The 23,547-nt window shown below is 64.0% G+C and carries 15 protein-coding genes; 11 read left to right on the top strand and 4 right to left on the bottom strand.

Going from position 1 to position 23,547, the window contains the following annotated elements; genetic code table 11:
• Positions 1 to 32: 32 nt before the first annotated feature.
• From V7116_RS14515 to glgX, 4 genes are all read right to left on the bottom strand, one after another.
• Positions 33 to 638, bottom strand: a complete 606-nt coding sequence (locus V7116_RS14515) for a phosphoribosyltransferase (RefSeq protein ID WP_324392659.1) — start codon at positions 636 to 638, stop codon at positions 33 to 35.
• A 108-nt stretch (positions 639 to 746) separates the two neighbouring features.
• Entirely contained in the window at positions 747 to 3,800 is a 3,054-nt protein-coding gene (gene treY, locus V7116_RS14510; protein WP_324392658.1) for a malto-oligosyltrehalose synthase, read from the bottom strand.
• Between the two features lie 176 nt (positions 3,801 to 3,976).
• Positions 3,977 to 5,818 carry a malto-oligosyltrehalose trehalohydrolase gene (treZ, locus tag V7116_RS14505; RefSeq protein ID WP_324392657.1) on the bottom strand — a complete coding sequence of 614 codons (1,842 nt, stop codon included), beginning with the start codon at positions 5,816 to 5,818 and terminating at the stop codon, positions 3,977 to 3,979.
• A gap of 4 nt (positions 5,819 to 5,822) precedes the next feature.
• The gene (gene glgX, locus V7116_RS14500) at positions 5,823 to 7,937 is read right to left on the bottom strand and encodes a glycogen debranching protein GlgX (protein ID WP_324392656.1); all 2,115 of its coding nucleotides are present in this window, start codon (positions 7,935 to 7,937) and stop codon (positions 5,823 to 5,825) included.
• Between the two features lie 309 nt (positions 7,938 to 8,246).
• Here glgX and V7116_RS14495 point away from each other — a divergent pair, with 309 nt between their 5' ends.
• From V7116_RS14495 to V7116_RS14445, 11 genes are all read left to right on the top strand, one after another.
• Positions 8,247 to 9,989: a sugar phosphorylase gene (locus V7116_RS14495; RefSeq protein ID WP_324392655.1), complete on the top strand. Its 1,743-nt coding sequence runs from the start codon at positions 8,247 to 8,249 to the stop codon at positions 9,987 to 9,989.
• A 24-nt stretch (positions 9,990 to 10,013) separates the two neighbouring features.
• A complete protein-coding gene (locus V7116_RS14490) occupies positions 10,014 to 11,261 on the top strand; it encodes a glycosyltransferase family 4 protein (protein ID WP_324392654.1) in 1,248 nt (415 codons plus the stop codon).
• A gap of 266 nt (positions 11,262 to 11,527) precedes the next feature.
• The gene (locus tag V7116_RS14485) at positions 11,528 to 12,544 is read left to right on the top strand and encodes a LacI family DNA-binding transcriptional regulator (protein ID WP_324392653.1); all 1,017 of its coding nucleotides are present in this window, start codon (positions 11,528 to 11,530) and stop codon (positions 12,542 to 12,544) included.
• Between the two features lie 108 nt (positions 12,545 to 12,652).
• The gene (locus V7116_RS14480) at positions 12,653 to 13,951 is read left to right on the top strand and encodes an ABC transporter substrate-binding protein (protein WP_324392652.1); all 1,299 of its coding nucleotides are present in this window, start codon (positions 12,653 to 12,655) and stop codon (positions 13,949 to 13,951) included.
• 300 nt (positions 13,952 to 14,251) lie between these two features.
• The gene (locus V7116_RS14475) at positions 14,252 to 15,391 is read left to right on the top strand and encodes an ABC transporter permease subunit (protein ID WP_324392651.1); all 1,140 of its coding nucleotides are present in this window, start codon (positions 14,252 to 14,254) and stop codon (positions 15,389 to 15,391) included.
• Positions 15,388 to 16,269: a carbohydrate ABC transporter permease gene (locus V7116_RS14470; RefSeq protein WP_324392650.1), complete on the top strand. Its 882-nt coding sequence runs from the start codon at positions 15,388 to 15,390 to the stop codon at positions 16,267 to 16,269. The genes V7116_RS14475 and V7116_RS14470 overlap by 4 nt, the downstream gene beginning before the upstream one ends.
• 11 nt (positions 16,270 to 16,280) lie before the next feature.
• A complete protein-coding gene (locus V7116_RS14465) occupies positions 16,281 to 17,396 on the top strand; it encodes an ABC transporter ATP-binding protein (protein WP_324392649.1) in 1,116 nt (371 codons plus the stop codon).
• Entirely contained in the window at positions 17,393 to 19,201 is a 1,809-nt protein-coding gene (locus V7116_RS14460) for a glycoside hydrolase family 125 protein (RefSeq protein ID WP_324392648.1), read from the top strand. The genes V7116_RS14465 and V7116_RS14460 overlap by 4 nt, the downstream gene beginning before the upstream one ends.
• A 56-nt stretch (positions 19,202 to 19,257) precedes the next feature.
• Entirely contained in the window at positions 19,258 to 20,418 is a 1,161-nt protein-coding gene (locus tag V7116_RS14455; protein WP_324392647.1) for a WD40 repeat domain-containing protein, read from the top strand.
• Between the two features lie 449 nt (positions 20,419 to 20,867).
• On the top strand, positions 20,868 to 22,160 hold the full coding sequence (locus V7116_RS14450) for an ABC transporter substrate-binding protein (RefSeq protein ID WP_324392646.1): 1,293 nt from the start codon (positions 20,868 to 20,870) through the stop codon (positions 22,158 to 22,160).
• A 138-nt stretch (positions 22,161 to 22,298) separates the two neighbouring features.
• Positions 22,299 to 23,339, top strand: coding sequence for a carbohydrate ABC transporter permease (locus V7116_RS14445; protein WP_324392645.1), 1,041 nt, complete (start codon positions 22,299 to 22,301; stop codon positions 23,337 to 23,339).
• Positions 23,340 to 23,547: the final 208 nt, after the last annotated feature.

Genomic DNA, 23,547 nt, shown 5'->3' with positions numbered 1-23,547 from the left:
CAATTTTCGAGGAAATCGGAAGTGAAGCCGCCTCAGGACCCCAGCGTATCCTTCGCCAGCGGACCAACCGGCGTCGCGGGGATCAGCAGGTCCGGCGAGGGCGCGACGCCCTGCTGCGCCAGCGCCTCGACGTATTCGGGGTGAAACTGGAACGCGCCGTCGCGGTAGATCTCACGGTCCCACGGGTTGAGGATCAGCGCGTCGGTGATCAGCCCGATCGCATCGGGGATGGCCGCGCCCCACGTATGCGCGTAGAGCACCGCGCAGCGCACGTCTGCCGCGCCCAGTCGCAGCGCTTCGGCTTTGACCATCTCCAGCGTTTCGCCCGTGCTGCTGATCTCGTCCACGACCAGCACGCGCTGACCCCGTACGGTTTCCGGCGGGTGCACCATCCACTGCGGGCGCTCGTGCGTGACCACGTCGTTGACGCGCCGCGACAGCCGCACGGGGTAGATCTCCGCTTGCAGCAGGTGCGCGATCAGGGTCGCGGGGTAGTAGCCGCCGCGCCCCACGCCGAGGATGATCGCCGGGTCGAAGACGGCGGCGGCCTGCGCGAGTGCTTTGCACAGCCCGTGAAAGTCTTCCCAGGAGATCGGGTAAATGCCCTGCCGGGTGCTGTAGTCGTAGGGGGACGTCATGCTGCTCGCTCCTTGTCTGGTGTGGCGCATTGCGGGGAAGCAAAGGGCGGAGTGACAGGGATGCCAGGACTGCCACCCCACCCGATGCCACAACGGGAAAGTAGAGCGCTAAATCAGTTCTAGCAGCCCTACGGGGAAATATGCAAGCAATTCAGCCACCGGCAGCCCAATTGTGCCGCCGCGTTCGCCAGCGGCGATCAGGTCGCCCGTGAACACGCTGCGATAGGTGCGTCCCGCGTGTTCGGGTGGCAGCGCCAGCCACGTATCGCCCCAGACCTCCGGACCGACCGGGGCGCGTTCCTGCCTGCCCGTCAGTCCGGCCACGAGGCGCGGCGCAACCGCGATCACCGCCCTGCCGTCGTGCTCGCGCACGAAGGCACACAGATGCGCGGCGCGGCGGCCACTCGCCTCCAATGCCCGGTAGGAACCGTGGTCGAAGACGTCGCGCAGGGCGCTGCGGACCGCCAGCGCGCGCCGGATCGCATAGAGCTTGATGCGCCCATCGTCGGCGCTCTCCACCAGGCTGCGGGCCAGTGCGGCGCGGTCGGAGTCGGGTTGCGTATCTACGGCAGCCAGATCGTCCAGTATCTCCCGGCGCTTCTCATAGTCTACTACACGACGGTTGTCTGGGTCCACTAAGCTGTAATTCCAAAGTTCCGTTCCCTGGTATAAATCGGGCATACCGGGCGCGGTCACCTTGAGCAATACCTGTGCCAGCGCGTTGAACCGCCCGAAGAACGCCACCCGGCGCTGGAGCGGTACGAAGGCGTCCAGAAAGGCCGCGTCACCCAGCACGCCCGCTACGAAAGACTGGATCGCTGCGATGTAATCCTCGTCCGGGCTGATCCAGGTGGTGTGCACTTTTGCTTCGCTGGCGGCTTTGACCATGTACGCCGCCATGCGGTCGCGGAACGCCTCGCCGGGGGCGCTGTTTCCGTCCGGCCATGCGCCGAGCAGCGTCTGGTAGAGCAGGTATTCGTCGTTGGCGTCGGGCGCGGCCTCGCCGTCGATGGTCGATTTATGCGCCGCGTTGATCGAACGCCACTGCGCCAGCGCCGCCTCCCACTCGTCGGGCAGTTCTGACAGCACGTCGATGTGGGCGCGCACGTCCTCGCTGCGCTTGGTGTCGTGCGTCGAGGTGGTCAGCATGGCGTGCGGCCATTCTGCCCGGCGCTTGAGCGACTCGGCGTGGAAGTCGCCCGGCGTCACGCCGAAGTTTTCCGGGTGACCGCCGACCTCGTTCAACGACGCGAGGCGGTTGTAAATGTAAAACGTGGTGTCCTCGAAGCTTTTCGCCATGATCGGCCCGGTGATCTGCTGGAAGCGCATCACGAAGTTGAGCACGCGCGGGCGATCCTCGGCGCGGAAGCTGTCCAGATTGCGCAGCAGCAGCGTATCGCGGATGAACGTCAGCACCAGCCGCGACGTGTTCGGCGCGCGGCGGCGCGCTTCGAGCACTGCCGCCAGGATATAGCGCTGGTCGCGGTCGGAGACGTTCTCCGGCTCGGTGATATACGTCCGGTAGATGTTCATGGCTGCGATCACCTGCCGGATGGCCGCGCTGAGGCCGCCCAGCGTGAAGTCGCGGTAGCGGCGGCTCACCTCGGTGATGCGCTCCAACTGGCGGCTGAGCGAGCCGATCTCGCTGGCGAGCGCGTCTTCCATGATGCGCTGCTTGCTGCTGCGCACAATGGCTTCCAGGTCCATCTCATGACCGGCAAATGCATCGTAAATCCCGGTCAGGCGGTCGCGCTGCGCCGGGTCCACAAACAGACCGTTGACCACGTTCAGAAAGTCGTAGCCGGTCGTGCCGAAGACGGCCCAGTCGTAGGGCAGCGGCTCCGTTTCGGACAGGATCTTTTCGGTCACGACGTACAGCGGCAGCGTCGCCGCCGAATCCGGCTGGGGAACGTAATGCGCGTCGAACCAGCGATGGATCGCGGCTCCGAGCGCCTGCTCCGCCGCCGTATCGTCCAGGTTGGGGCCCGGCGCGGCGCAGATCTGGTGATAGACGTAGCTTTCCTGCAAGCGGCGGAAGTAGTCCGCCGGGTTCCACAGCCCGTCCGAGTGATCGATGCGCAGGCTGTTGATTTTGCCCGCCGTCGCCAGGTCGAGCACGGTATCGTGCACGGCGTTGAACACCGCCGGATCTTCGATGTGGATCGCGGCCATGTCGTTGATGTCGAAGAAGCGCCGGTAGTTGATCTCGTCGGAGGCCACGCGCCAGAATGCGGGGCGGTAGGGCTGCTCGGCCAGCAGCGCGTCGAGCCGGTCGAAGCTGGCCGGGTCGTCGGGATCGCCGTTGATGGCCGTGAGCGCGGCGTCTACGGCAGCTTTAACGTCCGGGGTGGCATCCAGCAGCGCGGCGATGCGGCGTTTGATCACCTCTTTTTCGCGGCGGCGCTCCGCGGCCTGATCCGGCTCCGTGGCGGTATACGGCGGCAGGTAGCTGAGCGCGGTCAGGATGCTTTGCAGCTCCTGAACGTGCTCGTCTTCCGCGCCCAGTTCCTCGACCAGCGCATCGACGCCCGCGCTCAGGATGCGCGCGTAGCTGTCCGGCGCGACGGGCAGGCGCGTGTCGTAGTAGTGCACGGCGAACGCGCCGTCCGCATACACCAGCCGCAGCTTGCCGCTTTCGAGCACCGCGCCGTATTGATCCTCCAGGATCGGCAGCAGCACCTTGTTCGCCAGCTCCGCCTTGACCGGCTGCCAGTCGATGTCGAAAAATCCGCCGTAAGCCGAGCTGGGGCCGTTTTCGAGCACGTCCATCCACCAGTTGTTGCACGCCGCGCCGATGCCCATGTGATTGGGCACCATGTCGAGCATCAGGCCCATGCCGTGCGCGTGCAGCGTCTCGACCAGCGCGTCGAAGTCTTCCCACGTGCCGAGCGCGTCGTTCAGGTGGTCGTAGTCGCAGATATCGTAGCCGTGCGCGCTGCCGGGGCGCGCTTGCAGCAGCGGCGAGGCGTACAGGTCGCTGATGCCCAGCGCGTGCAGGTAGGGCACGATGGCCTGCGCGTCGCGGAAGGTGAAGCCCGCGTTGAACTGCACGCGGTACGTCGCGGCAGGGATGCGGCGTTCGGCCAGCAGCCGCTGCATGGTCTGCTCGACCAGAGTGTCGAAATCGGGCAGATCGTCAAAATCGGGACGCGAAGGGTCCACGGTTGTGCTCTCCTGTTTACGATGAAGATGCCCCCGGTCCTTCTCCAACTCAGAAGGAGACAAGCAAAATCACCGAGGATTTTGTAGGGGCGGGTTTGCAACCCGCCCTGTGTTTTTGCCTTTTCCCTTTCCTTCCGCTTGTGTAGGAGAAGGGGCCAGGGGATAAATCGGCTCGGCTAACCCTCTCTCACGAACACCGCGAACGCGTGCGGCGGCAGGGTCAGCGCGGCGGGATCGCTGGTGCTCCACGCCGCCGGGACGTATCCCGGCCCCAACCAGCGCGCGTCGGCGGAATGCAGGATCTCGCGCCACGCGCCGACGGGCACGGGCAGCGTCAGCGTTGACTCAACGTCGCCCAGGTTGAAGGCCGCGATCAGCGCGTCGCCGTCCGCCCAGCGATGCAGGACGATCATCCGCTCGCGCTCGTAACCGATCACCTCAGCGCGCTCCTTGTCCAGCGCGCGCAGCGCCGGGCGCTCCTTGCGCAGCCGGATCAGCGCCGTGTACAGGTCGAGCAGTGCGCGGTGCTGGCCCTGCTCGCGCAGGCCGTGATTCAGCTTCGAGCGTAAAAATGTCTCCTCGTTCTGCGGATCGGGCACGTCGCTCGCCCAGGCATGCTCTTTGAACTCCTCGCGGCGGCCCTGCGTCACGGCGCGGCCCAGATCCGGGTCGCCGTAGCTGGTAAAGTACAGGAACGGCGCGGTTTCGCCGTATTCCTCGCCCATGAACAGCAGCGGCACGTAGGGCGACAGCAGCACGATCCCGGCGGCCAGCTTGAGCGCCTCGAACGGCACCAGCGCGCTCAGGCGGTCGCCGTTCATGCGGTTGCCCACCTGATCGTGATTCTGCGCGCAGACCACGAAGCAGCGCCCCGGCAGGTCCGCGCGGAATGTGCCGTGCCGCCGCTCGCGGAAGGACGAGTAATCGCCCGCATACACGAAGCCCAGCCGCAGCGCCTTCACAAGCTGCGGGAACAAGCCGAAGTCGCGGTAATAACCCACGTGCTCGCCGGTCAGCAGCGTATGCAGCACGTGGTGCAGATCGTCGCTCCACTGCGCGTCCAGCCCGTAGCCGCCCAGCGCAGGGGGACGCAGCAGCCGGTCGTCGCCCCGGTCGTTTTCCGCAATCAGATTCACGCGGCGGCCCAGACGATCGGCGTGAGCGTGCACCGTCGCGGCGAGTTCTTCGAGGAATGTCCGCGCGGAAAAGTCGATGAAGGCGTGCGTTGCGTCGAGCCGCAGCCCGTCGATGTGGAACTCGTCGATCCACATCAGCGCATTTTCGAGGAAGTAGGCACGCACCTCGTCGCTGCCCGGCCCGTCGAAGTTGAGCGGCGTGCCCCACGGCGTCTGGTATGCGTCCGTGAAGTACGGGCCGAACTCGCGCAGGTAGTTGCCCTCCGGCCCGAAGTGGTTGTAAACCACGTCGAGTACCACGGCCAGCCCGCGCGCGTGGCACGCATCGATCAGGCGTTTGAGGCCGTCCGGTCCGCCGTACGTGTTCTGCACGGCGAAGGGCAGCACGCCGTCATAGCCCCAGTCGCGCCCGCCGGGAAACTGGTTGACCGGCATGATCTCCACGGCCGTCACGCCCAGATCGACCAGCGCATCCAGGCGCGGGATGATCGCGTCGAACGTACCTTCCGGCGTGAACGTGCCGACATGCAGCTCGTACAGGATGAACTCGTCCAGCGGCAGGCCGGTCCAGCCCGCGTCGTGCCAGTCGAAGCCCCGCGCGACGACCTGTGACGGGCCGTGCACGCTGTCCGGCTGGTAGCGCGAGGCCGGGTCGGGCCGTTCGGCAGCGCCGAGCCGGTACAGGTACGTCGTACCCGGCGGCGCGGCTGTCGTGACGCTGTGGGTGCCATCTGCGCCGCGCTGCATCGGGATCACCTGCTCCTGCGGCGCGATCAGGTGCAGTTCCATCTGCTCCACGAACGGGGCCCACACGCGGAAGGTACACGCGCTATTGGGGTGCGCAATTGCGCCCAGGCGGGGGAACCACGGCTCGGCGGGCATGGTCTCATCCCCCCTTGCCGACGAGGATCAGCGTCGATCGAGCTTTCAGGCGCAGCTTGTTCTGGTTGCCCAGGCGCGGCTCGCTGCCGGGCCAGTTCCACGCATTAGCCAGATCGCCCGTGTTGGCAAACAGATGCCACGCGCGGCCTCCCGGCAGCGGCGGCAGCTCGAAGGTGTGATCCTTCCAGTGCATGTTGAGCGCCACGTACACCCAGTCGTCGGGGAACAGACCGCCCTTGCCATAACTGCCGTTGAGCGTGAACGCCAGAATGCGGCTTTCCTTCGACCAGTTCGGTTTACCGGCGCGCATCCCGTGCCAGACGAGGTCCGGCGTGCCGGTTTGCAGGTAATCCTCGCCGCGCAAAAAGTAGCCGCCGCGCAGCACCGGATGCGCCTGCCGGAAGGCCACCATCGCCTTGAAGAACTCGAAGATGTCCAGGTTTGGGCCGTGCTGCGTCCAGTCCATCCAGCTGATGTCGGTGTCCTGGCAGTAGGCATTGTTGTTGCCGCGTTGGCTGCGCCCGCACTCGTCGCCCATCAGCAGCATCGGCACGCCCTGGCTGAGCAGCAGCAGCGCCAGCGCGTTTTTGATCTGGCGGTGGCGCAGCGCGTTGATCGCCGGGTCGTCGGTGGGGCCTTCCACGCCATGATTCCAGCTCAGGTTGTCGTTGGAACCGCTTTCCTCGAAGTTCGCCGCATTGCACTTGTCGTTGTACGACACGAGGTGCATTAGCGTGAAGCCGTCGTGCGCGGTGATGAAGTTGATCGTGGCAATCGGTCCGCGCCCTGGATACAGGTCCGGCGAGCCGATCAGCGCGTTGGCGACCGCGCGCACCTGCCCCGCGTCACCTTTGAGATAGCGGCGCATCGTGTCGCGGAACTTTCCGTTCCATTCCGCCCAGCGCCCATAGGCGGGGAAGCTGCCCAGGTGGTACAGGCCGTCCGCGTCCCATGGCTCCGCGATGAGCTTGGTCCGGCCCAGGATCGGGTCATCCACCATTTCGCGCAGCAGCGGCGGATCGGGCAGGGGCATGCCGTTGACGTCGCGCGTCATGATCGAGGCGAGGTCGAAGCGGAAGCCGTCCACGTGATACTCGCTGACCCAGTAGCGCAGGCTGTCGAGGATGAAAGGCCGGACGCGCGGATGGTTGCAGTTGAACGTGTTGCCCGTACCGCTGAAGTTGTAGTAGTAGCCGTCGGGCGTGAGGATGTAGTAAATGGCGTTGTCCAGGCCCTTGAACGAAATGGTCGGGCCGTGCTCGTTGCCCTCGGCGGTATGGTTGAACACCACGTCCAGGATCACTTCGATACCGTTCGCGTGCAGATCCTTGATCATCCCCTTCAGCTCGTGCACTTCCGTGCCGGGCGTCTCGGCGGCGGCATACCCCGCCTTGGGCGCGAAAAACGCGACCGGGCCGTAGCCCCAGTAATTCAACAGCAGATCGCCGGTTTCGGGGTTCCTGCGCGAGTTCTCGAACTCGTCGAACTCGAAGATCGGCATCAGCTCCACCGCGTTGACGCCCATCTCCTTCAGGTAGGGGATGCGCTCGCGGATGGCGTCGAACGTGCCGGGATGCTGAACATTGGACGAGGGATGCCGCGTAAAGCCGCGCACGTGCATCTCGTAGATGATCGTGTCCTCGATAGGCCGGTTGAGCGGGCGATCCATGCCCCAGTCGAAGCTGTCCATGTCGAGGACGCGGGCGCGGTGCTGGAACTGGTTGTCCGGGTCGAAATGTTTGCCCCAAATTTCGCGCCCGCCGACGATCTGCGCGTAGGGATCGAGCAGGATGCGGCTGGGATCGAAGCGGTGCGCCGAGCCTGCGCCGTTGGGGCCGTCCATACGGTAGCCGTATTCGATCGTGTGCGGGTTTAGCCCGCTGACCTTGATGGTAAATACGTCCCCGACGCGGTACTCCGGCGAAATCGGGACTTCGGCAAACGGCAGGCGCTCGCCGCGCCGGAACAGCACCAGCGTACAGGCGGTCCCGTAGCGCGAATAGACCGAAAAGTTGATCCCGTCCGGCACGATCGTCGCCCCAAAAGGCAGCGGATCGCCGGGCCCAATCGTAAAGTGCGTATCACGTCCAACAGCTTCAGATGGCTGAGTGTTGACCATGCCGTGAGTTTCCTTAGGTTCCTATACGGATGTTGAGTTGGATGAGAGGATACTGCCCGGTCACGTAGTTTATTCACTTCAGCGCGAACTTTGCTCCGCTTCACCGGGCAAAAGTCCTTTTTTTAGAGGCCAGATGGCCTACTAAAAACATAGATGAATGCCCGTGGAATGCCCAATACGCCCGAAGCGCACGCGGCATTGGGGCGGCTGTGCTGGCGAAGTTGGGGAGAGTTCAGTATAAACGGGTGGCTGCCCGCCAGAGCAGCGTGATCCGATTTTGATGGGCCAGACCGGCTGGAAATTGACCTCATGCTCCCTTCATACCAACCTCTGCTTGACGATTTAATCGCGCTGTACGGTGAGCCACGCGGGAGGGCCAGCTTCACGTCGCTGTCGGCGGCGCTGGATGCGTTTCGGGCGGCCCATCCCGAGCTGTCGCGGACGGATGCCAGCAGTCCTGCCGAGCGCGTGACCGAACGTGATGTGATGCTGATCACCTATGGCGACTCGCTGCAAGGGGCGGATCGCGCGCCGCTGCAAGTGCTGCACGATTTTCTGCTCCGCCATGTGGATGGGGTGATCTCGACGGTGCATATCCTGCCGTTTTTTCCCTATTCGTCCGACGATGGTTTTTCGGTGATCGACTACACCGCCGTCGATCCTGCCCTGGGTGTGTGGGCCGATGTTGAGCACCTGGGCACGGACTTCAAGCTGATGTTCGACGCGGTGATCAACCACATTTCCGCCGAAAGCGACTGGTTCCGCGCGTTCAAAGCGGGCGACCCGGCCTACCGCGATTTTTTCATCGTCACCGACCCGGCTCAGGATCTGTCGGGTGTGGTGCGTCCGCGCGCGCTGCCGCTGCTGACCGCCGTGAACCGTGACGGTGAGACGGTCCACGTCTGGACGACCTTCAGCGACGACCAGATCGATCTGAATTTCGCCAGCCCCGACGTGCTGCTGCGCGTCATCGACGTGCTGCTGGCGTACGTCGCGCACGGCGCGAGCTTCATCCGCCTGGACGCGATCGCGTACCTGTGGAAAGAACCGGGCACGACCTGCATTCACCTGGAGCAGACGCACCGCGTGATCCGCCTGTTCCGGTCGCTGCTGGACGCCGTCGCGCCGGGCGTGGCGCTGATCACCGAAACGAACGTGCCGCACGCCGAAAACATCTCCTACTTTGGCGATGGCTCGAACGAAGCGCAGTTGGTCTACCAGTTCACGCTGCCGCCGCTGCTGCTGCACGCCTTCATCAGCCAGGACGCGACGCGCCTCAGCGCGTGGGCCGCGACGATCCAGAACCCATCCCCCACCGCGACGTATTTTAACTTCACCGCCTCGCACGACGGGATCGGGGTGCGTCCGGTCGAAGGCATCCTGCCGCCGGAAGAAGTCGAGCGCCTTCTGGAGCGTGCCACAGCGCACGGCGGGGCCGTGTCGTACAAGGCCAATCCTGACGGCACGAAAAGCCCCTACGAGCTGAACATCACCTACTTCGACGCGCTCTCCGATCCGGCAGGCGACGAGCCGCTGGCGCTGCAAGCCCGGCGTTTCATCGCGTCCCAGGCGATCGAGCTGGCGTTCATCGGGATGCCGGGGATCTACGTGCACAGCCTGGTCGGATCGCGCAACTGGCCGGAAGGCGTCGCGCAGACCGGGCGGCTGCGTTCGATCAACCGCGAAAAGCTGGACGTGACACAGGTTGAAGCGGCGCTGGCCGATCCGGCCTCGCTGCGCAGCCGGGTCTTCACCGCTTACCGTAACCTGATCGACATCCGCACCGCGCACAGGGCGTTTCATCCCAACGGCGCGCAGACCGTGCTGGACCTGGACCCGGCGCTGTTCGCGCTGCTGCGCATCGCGCCCGACGGATCGGAGCGCATCGTCGCGGTGCACAACGTCACCAACACGATCGTGTCGCTCGATCTGGGGCGCGTTCCGCTGGACGGGGCGGCAGGCTTCGAGGAATTGATCACCGGGCAGACCGTCGCGGCGGATGCCGTGATCGAGGCTGCCCCTTATCAGGTGCTTTGGCTGAAGGCGCGGTAAACGCGCAGGAAGGCAGGGGGCATCATGCGGATCGGTTTTGTCGCCACCCGCATCGCCGGGGTGGACGGGGTGTCGCTGGAGATCCTCAAGATCGCGGCCATCCTGCGCGATCTGGGACACGGCAGTTTTTATCTGGCGGGGGAACTGGGCGCGTTCGCGCAGCCGGGCATGGAAGATCCCGCGTTTCACTTCAAATACCCGGAAGCCGTCGCGCTGCACGATGAGGCATTCTCCGGCCCGGAGGAATCGCGCGACCTCTACCGGCGCATCGCGCGCGCGGCGGAACCGCTCAAAGCGCGGCTGTACGAGTTCGTGGAGCATTACCAGCTCGACGCGATCATTACCCAGAACGCGCAGGCGATCCCGATGCAGATCCCGCTCGGCGTGGCCCTGCGCGACTTCATCGACGAGACACACATTCCCACACTCGCCCACTGTCACGACTTCTACTGGGAACGCGATCGCTTCATCGTGAACCGCATCCCCGACATTTTGCAGACGGCGTTCCCATCCGAAGGCACGTCCACGCAGATCATGGTCATCAATACGGCCATGCAGCGCGAGCTGTACGCGCGGCGCAAGCTGAAGGCGACTGTCCTGCCCAACATCTTCGATTTCGAGACGCCTGCGCCCGTTCTGGACGACTACAGCCGCCATGTGCGCGAGGATCTGGACATCGCGCCCGGCGATCGCCTGATCCTCCAGCCGACGCGCATCATCCGCCGCAAAAACATCGAGCGCGCGGTCGAGCTGGTGCGGCTCATGCAGGACCAGGATCCCTCGCGGCGGTACGTGCTGGTCGTGACCGGCTACGCGGGCGACGAGACGGATACGTACTACGACTGGCTGCTGCGCCAGGTGCGGATCAACGGCGTGGAGGCGCGTTTCATCGGGGATCGCATCGTGGAGCAGCGCGCCGAACGCGACGGCCAGCGCCTCTACACGCTGTGGGACGTGTACCCGCACGCGGATCTGATCAGCTACCTGAGTTCGTATGAGGGTTTCGGTAACGCGCTGCTGGAAACGCTTTACTTCCGCAAGCCGCTGGTGGTCAACGCGTACATCCCCTACCGCTCCGATATCAAACCGGCGGGCGTGCAGGCCGTCGAGATCCGCGAGGAGGTCACGCCCGAAACGGCGCGCGCCGCGCTCGCCCTGCTGGACGACCCGGCTGCGGTGCAGCAGATGGTGGAGCACAACTATCAGGTCGGCCTTGAGCACTTCTCGTACCACGCCGTAACACCGATCCTCAAACGCCTGCTGGGCGGGTGATCCGGCCCGCGCCGCAGAATACAGACAGCTTTATCCGGTGGAATAGATGGGCGGGTTCCCAAACCCGCCTGTTTTTTTGCGCCTGTTCTGCGAATATCTGATCAGAACATGCAGGCGCGCGGCGTTGATGCCGCTGCGACAATCACTCCCGCCAGACCTCGAATTCCCACGACGTTAAGCCTATCTTAAGTTTTCACAGTTGACATCCAAATCGATTTGGATTATTGTGAAAATAGCACTGAAAACGTTTTGGAAGCTGTTTACAGATGAAAGTTACACTTAAAACCATTGCCGAAGAAGCGGGACTTTCCGTTACCACAGTGTCCCGTGCGCTCGCCGGTTACGACGACGTCAACGAAGAAACCCGCCAGCGTATTGCCGCGATCGCCGAGCGTTTGGGCTACCAGCCCAACCTGACCGCGCGCCATCTTCGCAGCAAATTCACCGACACCATCGGCATGGTGATTCCGCGCACCGCCTACTTCTCGGACTCCTTCTTCCTGGAGCTTCTGGCCGGGGTTGGGCGGCAGGCATCCGACTACGGTTTCGATCTGCTGCTGTCCGTGCAGATGCCCGGCGAGCCTGAAATGGCCGCTTACCGGCGTATGGTCGCGGGCGGGCGCGTCGATGGCATGGTGCTCTCGCGTATCATGCGCCACGATCCGCGCATCGACTATTTGCAGTCGGTTGGGCATCCGTTCGTCGCGTTTGGCCGCTCGGAAGAACAGGATGACTACCCGTACCTGGACGTGGACGGCGCGCTGGGTATCCGCCAGCTTGTCGCGCACTTCGTCGCCTACGGCCACCGCCGGATCGCCATGATCCGTTCGCCGCAAGATCTGGCGTTTACGCCCATCCGCGTGCAGGGCTACCGCGAGGGGCTGGAAGAGTCCGGGTTGGCCTACGATGAATCCCTGGTCGTAGACGGTGATCTGACACAGTCCAGCGGGCAGGCGGCGGCGGAAATACTGCTGGCCCAGCCCGACCCACCCACCGCGATTGTGGCCTGCAACGACTTAATGGCGCTTGGCGCGATGGTTGCGGTCGAAAACAAAGGGCTGCGCGTCGGCGCGGATGTGGCCGTCGCTGGATTCGACGACATCCCGTCGGCGGCAGCAGCGACGCCCCCTCTGACGACGATCCGCCAGCCAATCTACGACATCGGCTGTCTGCTGGTGACCAAACTTGTTCATATCCTGCGCGGGACGCCGCTTGAAACGGACCGCACATCGATTGCCCCCGAACTGGTCGTACGCGCATCCAGCGGGAGCCCGCGTTCATAACACACGTCGAGAGGAGGTGACGCACTCATCCGCTGCGGCGGCAGTAAGCCAATCACGAAGGCTGCGATTATTCGTTTGTTGCATCAGGTTAAGAAGGAGAAAATTGCAATGCCTCATAAGAGACTTCGTTCCCTGGCGATCATCCTCCTGGTCGTCGCGCTGACCGGTATCGGCGGCGTGCTGGCGCAGAGTGACGGCAAAGTCACATTTTTGTCCACCCAGTTCAACGTCGTTGAAGAGAGCGATACGTTCCGCGAAATTCTGACCGGTTTTGGCGGCGAAGCGGAATTTATCCCCTCTGAAGAAGGCCCCGCCATCGACCTGCTGCGCGCGGAGTCGGAATCGGGCGAAGGCACGACCGACGTGATCGGTGCGCTGCACGGCACGTTCCCGCCGCTCGCCAATGACGATCTCCTGTTCGACCTGACCGACCTGCTGAACACCATCGAAGCCGACTACGACCTCAACGACGCTTACGTCGAGCTGGGCAAGCTGGGCACGGAAGACTACCAGTACTACATCCCGTGGATGCAGGCGACCTACGTCATGGCCGCGAACGTGGATGCGCTCCAGTACCTGCCCGAAGGCGCTGACATCAACGCGCTGACCTGGGACCAGTTCGCAGAGTGGTCCAAGAATATCTACGACCAGACGGGCGAAGCCAAGGTTGGTTTCCCGGTCAAGGGTCTGTTCCACCGCTTCCTCGAAGGTTACATCTATCCGTCGTACACGGGCGGCATGGTGACCGGCTTCAAGAGCCCCGAAGCCGTGACGATGTTCGAATTCCTGCGTGACGATCTGTGGCCTTACGTGCACCCGCAGTCGATCAACTACGACTTCATGCAGCAGCCGCTGCTCTCCGGCGAAGTGCTGGTGGCCTTCGACCACACCGCCCGCCTGCGCGATGCGTTCGAGCAGGAGCCGGATCAGTTCGTGGCCTTCCCCGCGCCCTCCGGCCCGGCAGGCCTGGGCTATATGCCGGTCGTGGTTGGCCTCGGTATTCCGTACACCTCCCCCAATCCTGACGGCGCCGAAGCGCTGATCCAGTACCTGTCCGAGCCGTCCACGCAGGGCACGGTTCTGGCGAACCTGGGCTTCTTCCCGGTGGTGGCGGGCGCTGAGATCAGCGACCTGTCGGCGGGCATGCAGAAGATCGCGGACGCCGTCCAGTCACAGGCTACGACCGAAACCGCTATCCCGGCGCTGCTGCCGGTGGGCCTCGGCGAGCGCGGCGGCGAGATCAACGAGATCTACCGCAACGCCTTCACGCGCATCATTCAGGACGGCGAAGATATCCAGACCGTCCTGGACGAAGAGGGTGCATCCCTCCAGTCGCTGCTGGACGAGACCGGCGCGCCGTGCTGGGTGCCCGATGCGCCGAGCGAAGGGCCGTGCCAGCTTCAGTAGTCCGGTGACGGCACGTTAACACCTGAAGTCGCGTGTGGGGAAGCCGGGCCGCGCGGTCTGGCTTCCCCACCCTTGTCTTAAAGCATGACCGGAAGCCGCCTGTTTCCCCGAGGCCGCGCCATCCGGCGGGCCGTTTGGAAACACTCTCCTTCTCCCCAAGGGGAAGGGCCGGGGCTGAGCGTCCCGTACAACTTCTTTTCCTGGGGGCGTGCCGGGCGGGGCTCGTGTTGGGCCGCCCCTGACCATCCTCGAATGGTGAGACAGCCCCGTTTGAAATCAGCCTGAAAGGGGTGAATCCGCATGGCGAAGCGCAGATTTAATCTCGCCCCCTATTTGTTGATCCTGCCCTCCTTTATCTATCTGGTCCTGTTCTTCGCCTGGCCGATGGGGCGCTCGCTGCAGTTGGCCTTCCAGAAGGACGCCGAGATCCTGCCCGTGCGCGCCGAGATCGCGGACGATGCCGCTGTGGTCGGCTACCTGCCGATGCAGATCGAAGTGGCGATCACCGACCGCGAGCGCAGCGAAGAAACGCTGCCGAATGGCCGCACGCGTCCGGTCTACTGGTTCAAGATCGCGGGCGAGAGCGAGGACGGGGAGCAGGTCGAAGGGTGGGTGAACCAGAAATACCTCCAGGTGCAGTCCCGCACGGAGTCCACTTCGGCGCGCGTAGTCAGCGGCGAAGGGACTAAAGAGTGGACGCTGGACTGGATCAAGCGCATGGTCAACGACCATAACTTTATGGACGCGCTGACGACCACGCTGCTGCTGCTGATCCTGATTCTGCCGCTCCAGTTCGCGCTGGCGATCACGATGGCGCTGGTGCTCCAGGCGCGGCTGAAGGGCAGCACGATTTTCCTGTACATCTACGCCATTCCGCTCGGCGTTTCCGACCTTGCGGCGGGCCTGGTGTGGGTCAACATTTTCACGCAGCACGGTTTCTTGAACACCTTTTTGCAGAAGCTGGGGCTGATCGACAGTCCCTATATTTTCCTCTCCGCCGACAACAAGCACTGGATGATCATCGCCATCGTGCTGGCCGAGGTGTGGCGCGCGACGTCCATCGTGATGGTGATCGTCGTCTCCGGCTTGCAGTCGATCCCCGACGAATATCTGGAAGCGGGCCAGCTCTTCGGCGCGAGCCTGTGGCAGCGCCTGCGCCACATCATCCTGCCGCTGCTGCGCCCCAGCCTTCAGGTCGCTCTGATCCTGCGCACGATCCTGGCGTTCCAGGTGTTCGCGGTGGTCGTGGCGCTGACCGGTGGCCGTGTGATCACCGTGCTGGCCTATGAAACCTACCGCTGGTATGATCCCGGCGACACCGGCTTTAACAATCCGAACGTCGCCGCGGCCTATGCCGGGTTCATCATGCTGATCTCGCTGGCCTTTTCCGTGATCTACCTGCGCACCGTCCGAACTCAGGAGGAGGCTGCTTCATCATGACCACGGCTGCACAAAAACGCACCACGACGCGCTCGGTCGCGCTCGACGCGGCCCAACGGCGCGCACTACGCAATCTGCGGCTCCAGCGCGCGGGGGTTTACGCGCTGGCCATCCTGATCGCGGTCTGGATTCTGCTCCCGATCTGGCTGATCGCGACGATGGCGTTCAGCACCCAGGCGGACGTGTACGCCTATCCCAAGCAGATCATTCCCGTCCCGTTCACCACGGCGACGATGGACTTTTTCCTCAACTACGCGGGCATCCTCGACGCCACGTTGAACAGCGTGCTGGTCGCGCTGATCACGCTGGTGCTTTCGACCGCGATCGCCGTCCCGGCGGGCTACGCCATCTCGCGCTATATCTTCCCGGGTCGCAACTCGTACCGGCTGATCATCCTGGCCGTGCGCGCCTTCCCGATCGTGATTCTTGCCGTGCCGCTGGCTGTGGCCTTTTTGCAGTGGGGCATGTTCGATAAGGTGTACAGCGTGGCGCTGATGCACACGGCGCTGACGCTGCCGACCACGATCCTGGTGGTGTCGAGCGTATTCGCCAGCGTGCCGGTGGAGTTCGAGGAAGCCGCGCGGGTGTTTGGCGCGTCTCCGGCGCGTGCGTTCGTGCGGGTCGTGTTTCCGCTGGTGCTGCCGGGCATCGCCGCCTCTGCGATCTTCACCTTCGTGATGTCGTGGAACGAGGTGTTCGCCGCCACGCTGCTGACCGTGCGCAACCGCACGCTGCCCGCGCTGATCCTCTACACGCTGAACAAGTCGTCGCTCCAGTTCCAGTATGCGGGCGGGTTCTTCATGCTGGTGCCGTCGATGATCTTCATCTTCTTCATCCGCCGCTACCTGTTTAACATGTGGGGCCAGATCACGAAATAAAGGATTGGGCTATGGCCGAAATACGTGTTGAGAATGCGATTAAGCGTTTTGGAAAAGTAACGGCGGTCGATGACGTCAGCCTGACGGTGAACGACCAGGAGTTCGTGGTGCTGCTTGGCCCCAGCGGCTGCGGCAAAACGACGCTGCTGCGCGCCATCGCCGGGTTGGGGATGGTCGATTCGGGCCGCATCATGATCGGCACTCGTGACGTGACCTACCTGCCGCCGAAGGACCGCGGGATCTCGATGGTGTTCCAGAGCTACGCCATCTTCCCGCACATGAAGGTGTACGACAACGTGGCCTTTGGGCTGCAAATGAAGCGCGCGCCAAAGGCGGAAATCGAGGAGCGCGTGCAGCAGGCCTCGAAGCTGCTGCACATCGAGGAATACCTCGACCGCTATCCCGGCCAGCTCAGCGGCGGCCAGCGCCAGCGTGTCGCCGTGGCGCGCGCCATCGCTGTGCGCTCCGAGGTGCTGCTCATGGACGAGCCGCTCAGCAACCTCGACGCGCTGCTGCGCCTGGAAATGCGCGCGGAACTCAAGCGCCTGCTGGCCGAAATCAGCGCCACGACGATCTACGTCACGCACGACCAGATCGAGGCGCTGAGCATGGGCGACCGCATCGCTGTGATGCGCAACGGCAAGCTGCTCCAGTTCGATTCTCCGATGAAGGTCTACGACGTGCCCGCCGACCGCTTCGTGGGCGGTTTCATCGGCTCGCCGCCGATGAACTTCCTCGAAGGGCAGGTGCAGCGCCAGAACGGATCGGCGCGGGTCGTGGTAAACGACCACGTCCTGACGCCCACGCCTGAGATGGCTCCCGTGCTGGCAGGCTACGACGGCAAGCCGATCGTGGTGGGCATCCGTGCCGAAAACATGGAAGCGCTCGCGGAGCCTGCGCCGGATGCGCTCAGGGTCAAAGTGCTGGTGGTCGAGCCGCTGGGGTCGCAGAACCTGCTGACGATCCAGATCGGCCACAACGTGATCAAGGTATCGACGCATCCCGATTTCCACGTCGCGCCCAACCAGGACATCTGGATCCGTTTCCCGATCGACAAGATTCGCTGGATCGACCGCGAGACGGGCAAAACGCTGATCCCGGATCTGGAAAAGCTCGTCACGCCATGAGCGCGGGGATCGATCTGCCGCAGCCGCTCGATCCGGCGCAGGGCGTCAAGCCGCTCGACTTCGGTGGGCACGGCGTGACCGGCAGCGTCGATCCCTTGGGGCGGCTGATTGCGCTGAATACGTTCCATCCCACGCACGGCTACGTCACGCTGACCGTTGCGCAGCCGTTCCCCGAAACGGAGCGCTATAACCCGGCGGCGGTGCGTGCCTACCGCGCCGGACTCGCCGCGCTGGACGGCTTCGGCCCGGCGTTCGGTGGCTCCGTGCGCTCGCGCGAGGCGTATTTGCTGGAGGGCGCGATCCCGCACGTACGCCTGACGCTGGAGGACGGCTCGACCGTCGAAAGCACGACCTTCGCCTGGGGCGGCGGCGTGATCCAGATCTGGCGCGGCGGCGTGAAGCCGCTGCGTTTCGTGGGCACCCTCTCCGTGCAGCGCTGCACTTATACCCAGCTCACCGAAGGCGGGCCGGTCGCCATGCCGCCGGTTCGGACGCGCGCCGCGCTGTTCGACGGCGTGCTGACGCTCGAAAACCCTGCGCTGTACACGACAGTGGCAATCGCCGGGTTTGAGCCGGACCTCGTCTGGCAGGCGGAGCAGGACGGTCCGCTGACGCTCGACCTGCCCCTCGCGCCGGACGCGCCGGGACTGATTTTCGTTTTCGGATCGGATCCTCTTTTTACGCGGGAGGATATGCTCTCAATGGCGCAAGTGGATGTCGATCTTGCGCTGCGGCGGGAACGGCGAGAGTGGGTGGCGCGGCGCCCGCCGGATGCGCGCGATCCGGTCGTGTGGCGCGGGCTGGTCTACGGGGAAATGCTGGCCGTGCCGGTCGGGGAGCCACTCTGCATCCTGACCGATCACATGCTGCTGCCGCTGTCGTGGAACCGGGATGCGTATTACGTCGCGCGGGCGCTGCTCAGTTGGGGCGATCCCGCCGCCGTGGATATCGTGCGCTGTCATCTGCTGTGGATGTTCGAGACGGCGGACCGGCCCGGCGGTGCGTGGGGTCGGTGTTACCTCGCCAATGGGCGCGTCAAAGACCCGGCGTACCAACTGGATCAACAGGTGTTCCCCCTGATCGAGTTGGCCGAATACGTGGCCGAAACGGGCCACGGCGCGACCTGGGAGCGGCTGCGCGGATCCGTGCGCGACGTGCTGCGGGCGCTGCTGGCCCGCCGTGATTCGGTTACGGGCCTGTTCCCCACCGACGAAACGCCCGCCGACGATCCGATGGCGTTCCCGTTCCACTTTTCCAGCCACATTCTGATCTGGCGCGCGTATAAGCTCTTGAACGGGCTGGACGACAGCCTCGATTACGAGGCGCTGGCGGACGAGATCCGCGAGCGGGCGCTGGTGGCCTTCGCCGCGCAGCGCGACGATGTGCCGCTGTTCGCCTATGCGACCGATGGCGCGGGGCAGGTGCACTTCTATCACGACGCCAACGACGTGCCGCTGGTGCTGGCTCCGTCGTGGGGTTTCGTGAAGCCGGACGATCCGGTCTGGCGCGCGACGGTGGACTTCGCGTTTTCGCCCGCTAATGTGGGCGGCTGTTACGCCGGGCGGCTCGGCTCGGTGCATACGCGGGCGGCGTGGCCGCTGGGTGACGCGCAGGACATTATCGTGGCGCGCGTGTTGAAGGATCCGGACCGGGAACGGCGCGCCTGGGACCGGCTGCACGCGGCGGCACAGTGGGACGGCGCGCTGCCGGAAGCCGTCGATCCGGGCACGAACGCGGTTGCCTCGCGGCATTGGTTCGCGTGGCCGAACGCGCTCGCGGCGTGGCTGGCGCTCGATCCGGTGTAACATGGCGGTGTCTGGACTGGACAGGTCATATGGCGCGGTCGCTGAGAATGCTTCTCGTGTGTGCTGTGGTGTTGCTCTCGCCTGCGCTGGCCGCTGCTCAGAACCGGCCCGCGCCGAACTGGGTGCGCGCCGTTGAATGGAGCCCCAGCGGCGACCGCATCGCGTTCGCAACGCAGCGCGGCACAGTCCGGATCCTCGACAGCACCACAGGCGAGCTGGTAATCGAGCTGCAGGGGCGAGGTCCTGATGCCGTTTTCGCCCTGGCATGGAGCCCAGACGGCACCCAGTTAGCAGCGGGCGGGCAGAGCAATGCCACCAAGATCTGGGACGCGGCGACCGGGCAGGTGGTGCGCGAGCTGCGCACGCGGTTGGGAGGAGTCATCTCTTTGGATTGGAGTCCGGATTCCGCAAAAATTGCGACGGTCAGCCAGAGCGAATTCCCCGGGACGAACGTCTGGGATTTGGCGACAGGAGAGCTGTTTCAGCCTCACATCGGCGAAGCGCAGTCAGCCGCCTGGAGTCCTGACGGAACGCTACTTGCGGCTGCTATGATTGGCGATCTTCAGTTGTGGGACGTCGAGACGCAGCAAAAAGTAGGCTCGATCGAAATTCCGGGCTATGCCATCGATCTGGCATGGAGCCATGACGGGACAAAAATCGCCAGCGCAGACACTTATACACCGACCAGCTCAAGAGTACGCCTTTGGAACGTAGCGACAGGAGAACTGCTCCAGGAATTCGAAGGACACACGGACGTAATCAATTCGGCGAGCTGGAATCCCGCCGAGGACAGGTTGGCGAGCAGCAGCAGTGACGGAACGGTGCGCGTGTGGGATGTGGCCTCCGGGCGCGTTCTCACCCTATACCGGAGCACCAACCGCGTCTTTGGCGCCACATTCAGCCCCTACGGCGGCAGGCTGGCATTTGGCGGCACGCTCCCCGAAGCGGGTACGCCGTTTATCGTGGACGCCGCTGTGGCCGTTTACGCGGATGGCGCGGTTCAGATCGTCGTGCCCGCGCCCTCAGTGGAGCAGCTTCACGCCATCGTCGCGGCCTGCGACGCGCCGCCTGCCGTCGAGACCTCGCTGATCGCCAGCCTCGACGCGGGCGATCTGGAGGACGTTGTCGCCCAGGTCGAGGCGCTGCCGCCAGATACGATCCCGCCCGCCTGCGCCGCCGACGTGATCGCCGTGGCGGAGGCGCTGCAAGGCGCGTAGCGAGGGACGGGGCGGCGTCAGATGCCCTCTGTTCCATTATTGTGAATGGTAAAACTCCTTTAACGGAGAGCCTAATCCCTTGCCAGAAACATTACATTTAGTGTTTAATGGGAGCAGCAACCTTGCCTGAACACCTATCTTTGCTGCCCAACCTTTTGAACTGAGCCGCATCTGGGCGGCTGCTGTACGGCGTGATTCTGCGCCGGGCGCGGTACGCTTCCCCAGGGATATCACGTCACGTCGAGCATCGCTCGCACGCCCTCATTTTTACCGCGCATGAGATGTTGTGCCGCTCTCCGGTATGCTGCCGGGGTTCAGGTTGTAGGTGGCGCTGTCGCCAATGCGGTTCTTTCGTGCGACGATCTGGCCCAGCCGAAAGGAGGCGTTCCGTACCGTCTGCACCAGCATGGCTTGAAATAGAAGACTTATGGCACTTAAGGAGGGTTCTCATGAAAGCACGTATTGCTCTGATCGTCCTCGTTATCGCGGCGCTAACGCTGCCGCTGGCGGCGATCAACGCGCAGGATCAGGTGGAGCTGCGCATCACGTGGTACGACGACGGCAACGAAAGCCAGGTGCTGCGCGAGCAGCTCGACGCGTTTGAAGCGGAAAATCCCGACATCAAAGTGGTCGTGGACGTGGTTCCCTACCAGTCCATCCTCGAAAACCTGCCGCTCCAACTGGGCGCGGGCGAAGGGCCCGACATGGCGCGCGTGACCGACCTGGGCGGCCTGTCGCAGTACTACCTCGATCTGACGCCCTACCTGCAAGATCCGGCGTACTGGGAAGAGAACTTTGGCCCCTACCTCCAGTGGCTGCGCCCCATCGGTGAGACCGAGGGCATCTACGGCATCCAGAACCAGCTCACCGTGACCGGCCCCTACATCAACCGCACCCTGTACGATCAGGCGGGCGTGGCCGTGCCGTGGGACGAAAAGGACGACGTGACCTGGGAAGAATTTGCCGCGTCGTGCAAGAACGTGGCCGATACGCTGGGCACGGGTGACATCTTCGGGTTGGCGATGGACCGCAGCGGCCACCGCTTCGCGGGCATGGCGATCAGCTATGGCGCGCAGTTCTTCGACGAAAACGGTTACCCGACCGTGACCGATGAAGGCTTCCGTAAGGCCGCCGAGCTGCTTGTCCAGTGGCACGAAGACGGCACGATGCTGTACGACATTTGGGCCGCCACGCCGGGCTATGCCGCCGCGAACGAAGAATTCGCCAACGGGCGTCTGGCCTGCTACATGTCCGGCAGCTGGCAGGTGCAGCAGTTCAGCAACACCATCGGTGACGCGTTCGACTGGCAGGTCGTCCCCTTCCCGTGCGGCGATTCGAGCTGCACCGGTATGCCGGGCGGCGCGGCGCTGGTTGCCATCGCAGGCACGGAGCACCCCGAAGAAGTGGGCCGCGTGATGGACTATCTGGCGAGCGAGGACGTGCTGCGCGAGTTCCACGCCAAGACGCTGTTCGTACCGGCACACGCCGGGATCGCGGCCAGCGGCGTGGAGTTCGAGACCGACCTCGATCTGGCGAAGGATGCGCTCAACGTCTGGTCGTCGGACGTGGCGAAGATCGATCCGGTTGCCTTCGAGCTTCAGGGTTATCCCCAGAACCGCATCGTGCTGGACAGCATCCGCGACCGTCTCGCGCAGGCGATCGTGGGCGAGCTGTCGCTGGATGACGCGATCCAGCGCATTCAGGAAGACATCGATACCGGGTTGGCCGAACTCGAACAGTAATTCTTCCGTCCGGCGGCGAGACATCTGGTCAATTGCGGGCGTAGGGGCGTATCATGTCATACGCCCCTACGTTATCTCGCCTGCTACAGCGCTTCCAGTGCCTTTGGTGTCATAGAAAGGATCTCAATGGACGGGACGATGGCTGTTCCCAAAAAACGCCGCCGTGCGCGGCTGCCGTTTGCGGGTGTGGCCGGGTGGATCGGCGGTGCGGTGTACGTCGTGTACGCCCTGATCATGAACGTCGTGGATGCCGTGTTCGGGCCGCTTCAGCGCCGCTTCGGGTTCAGGAACATGGCGTACTTTTTTCTGCTGCCCAACCTGGCGATTTTTGCGATCTTCGTGATGTTCCCCATGGCCCTCAACATCTACTATTCGGGCACGGGCGGCACGGCGCTGTTCCCCCAGGATCGCACCTGGGTCGGCCTGGACAACTACCACCAGATCTTTAGCTGCGGCAATTACCTGGATCCCAACACCTGCCGGGAGGACTTTTTCTGGCGCGCGGCGAGTAATACGGTCGTGTTCGTCGTGTTCCAGGTGGGCGGCATGGTGCTGCTGGCGCTGCTGACGGCGGTGGTGCTCAACCGCGAGATCGTGGCGCGCGGCTTCTTCCGCAGCGTCTATTTTTACCCGGTGCTGCTGTCGCCCGTGGTGGTCGGGCTGATCTGGAAGTGGATTTTACAGCGCTTCGGGTTGATCAACGGCGTGTTGGGGCATCTCGGCTATGACCCGGTGCTGTTCCTGATCGAGACGCCCTGGCCGACTTTCTGGGTGATCCTGGTCAGCATCTGGGCGCAAATGGGCTTCTACACGCTGATCCTGCTGGCTGGGCTGCAATCGATCCCGCCCGTGCTGTACGAGGCGGGGCAGATCGACGGGGCCAGCCGCTGGCAGAGCTTCCGCAGCATCACGCTGCCGCTGCTGATGCCCACGCTGTTCGTGGTGCTGGTACTGTCATTGATCCGCGCCGTGCAGGTCTTCGATCAGGTCTACGTGCTGACTGGCGGCGGGCCGGGCACCTCCACCAAGTACATGGTGCAGTACATTTATGAGACGGGTTTTGCGGCCCAGATCCCGCGCCGGGGCATGGCGTCGGCGGCGTCGGTGCTGCTGGGCGGCGTGCTGCTGATCGCCACCCTGATCCAGTTGTGGCTGGAGCGCAAGACGCAGGTGGATTAACGGCAGTTTCCAGTCGTTAGTTTTCAGTGAACAGTCAAGAGCAAGAGCAGGGGCCGCGAGTCGTGCGGTAGGGGCAATTCACGAATTGCCCCGCGCAGCCCGGGTATTTGTGGTAGAGGCGTGGCCGTGCTTTTCTCCCCTCTCCAACTTGATTGGAGAGGGGCCGGGGGTTTTTAGGGGTAGGTTTTTAATTCTTGGGAATCACACG

It is taken from the genome of Aggregatilinea sp., from assembly GCF_036822615.1.
Taxonomy (GTDB): Bacteria; Chloroflexota; Anaerolineae; order Aggregatilineales; family Aggregatilineaceae; genus Aggregatilinea.
Note: the sequence above shows the minus strand (reverse complement) of the source record. Positions and strands in the feature narration are given on the sequence as shown.

What these genes read in the sequence shown, in the direction of transcription:
- V7116_RS14485 (WP_324392653.1), top strand. Translation starts at nt 11,528, where the DNA reads ATGAAAGTTACACTTAAAACCATTGCCGAAGAAGCGGGACTTTCCGTT.
- V7116_RS14450 (WP_324392646.1), top strand. Translation starts at nt 20,868, where the DNA reads ATGAAAGCACGTATTGCTCTGATCGTCCTCGTTATCGCGGCGCTAACG.
- V7116_RS14445 (WP_324392645.1), top strand. Translation starts at nt 22,299, where the DNA reads ATGGCTGTTCCCAAAAAACGCCGCCGTGCGCGGCTGCCGTTTGCGGGT.
- V7116_RS14465 (WP_324392649.1), top strand. Translation starts at nt 16,281, where the DNA reads ATGGCCGAAATACGTGTTGAGAATGCGATTAAGCGTTTTGGAAAAGTA.
- treZ (WP_324392657.1), bottom strand. Translation starts at nt 5,818, where the DNA reads ATGCCCGCCGAGCCGTGGTTCCCCCGCCTGGGCGCAATTGCGCACCCC.
- glgX (WP_324392656.1), bottom strand. Translation starts at nt 7,937, where the DNA reads ATGGTCAACACTCAGCCATCTGAAGCTGTTGGACGTGATACGCACTTT.
- V7116_RS14460 (WP_324392648.1), top strand. Translation starts at nt 17,393, where the DNA reads ATGAGCGCGGGGATCGATCTGCCGCAGCCGCTCGATCCGGCGCAGGGC.
- V7116_RS14515 (WP_324392659.1), bottom strand. Translation starts at nt 638, where the DNA reads ATGACGTCCCCCTACGACTACAGCACCCGGCAGGGCATTTACCCGATC.
- V7116_RS14470 (WP_324392650.1), top strand. Translation starts at nt 15,388, where the DNA reads ATGACCACGGCTGCACAAAAACGCACCACGACGCGCTCGGTCGCGCTC.
- V7116_RS14475 (WP_324392651.1), top strand. Translation starts at nt 14,252, where the DNA reads ATGGCGAAGCGCAGATTTAATCTCGCCCCCTATTTGTTGATCCTGCCC.
- V7116_RS14480 (WP_324392652.1), top strand. Translation starts at nt 12,653, where the DNA reads ATGCCTCATAAGAGACTTCGTTCCCTGGCGATCATCCTCCTGGTCGTC.
- V7116_RS14495 (WP_324392655.1), top strand. Translation starts at nt 8,247, where the DNA reads ATGCTCCCTTCATACCAACCTCTGCTTGACGATTTAATCGCGCTGTAC.
- V7116_RS14490 (WP_324392654.1), top strand. Translation starts at nt 10,014, where the DNA reads ATGCGGATCGGTTTTGTCGCCACCCGCATCGCCGGGGTGGACGGGGTG.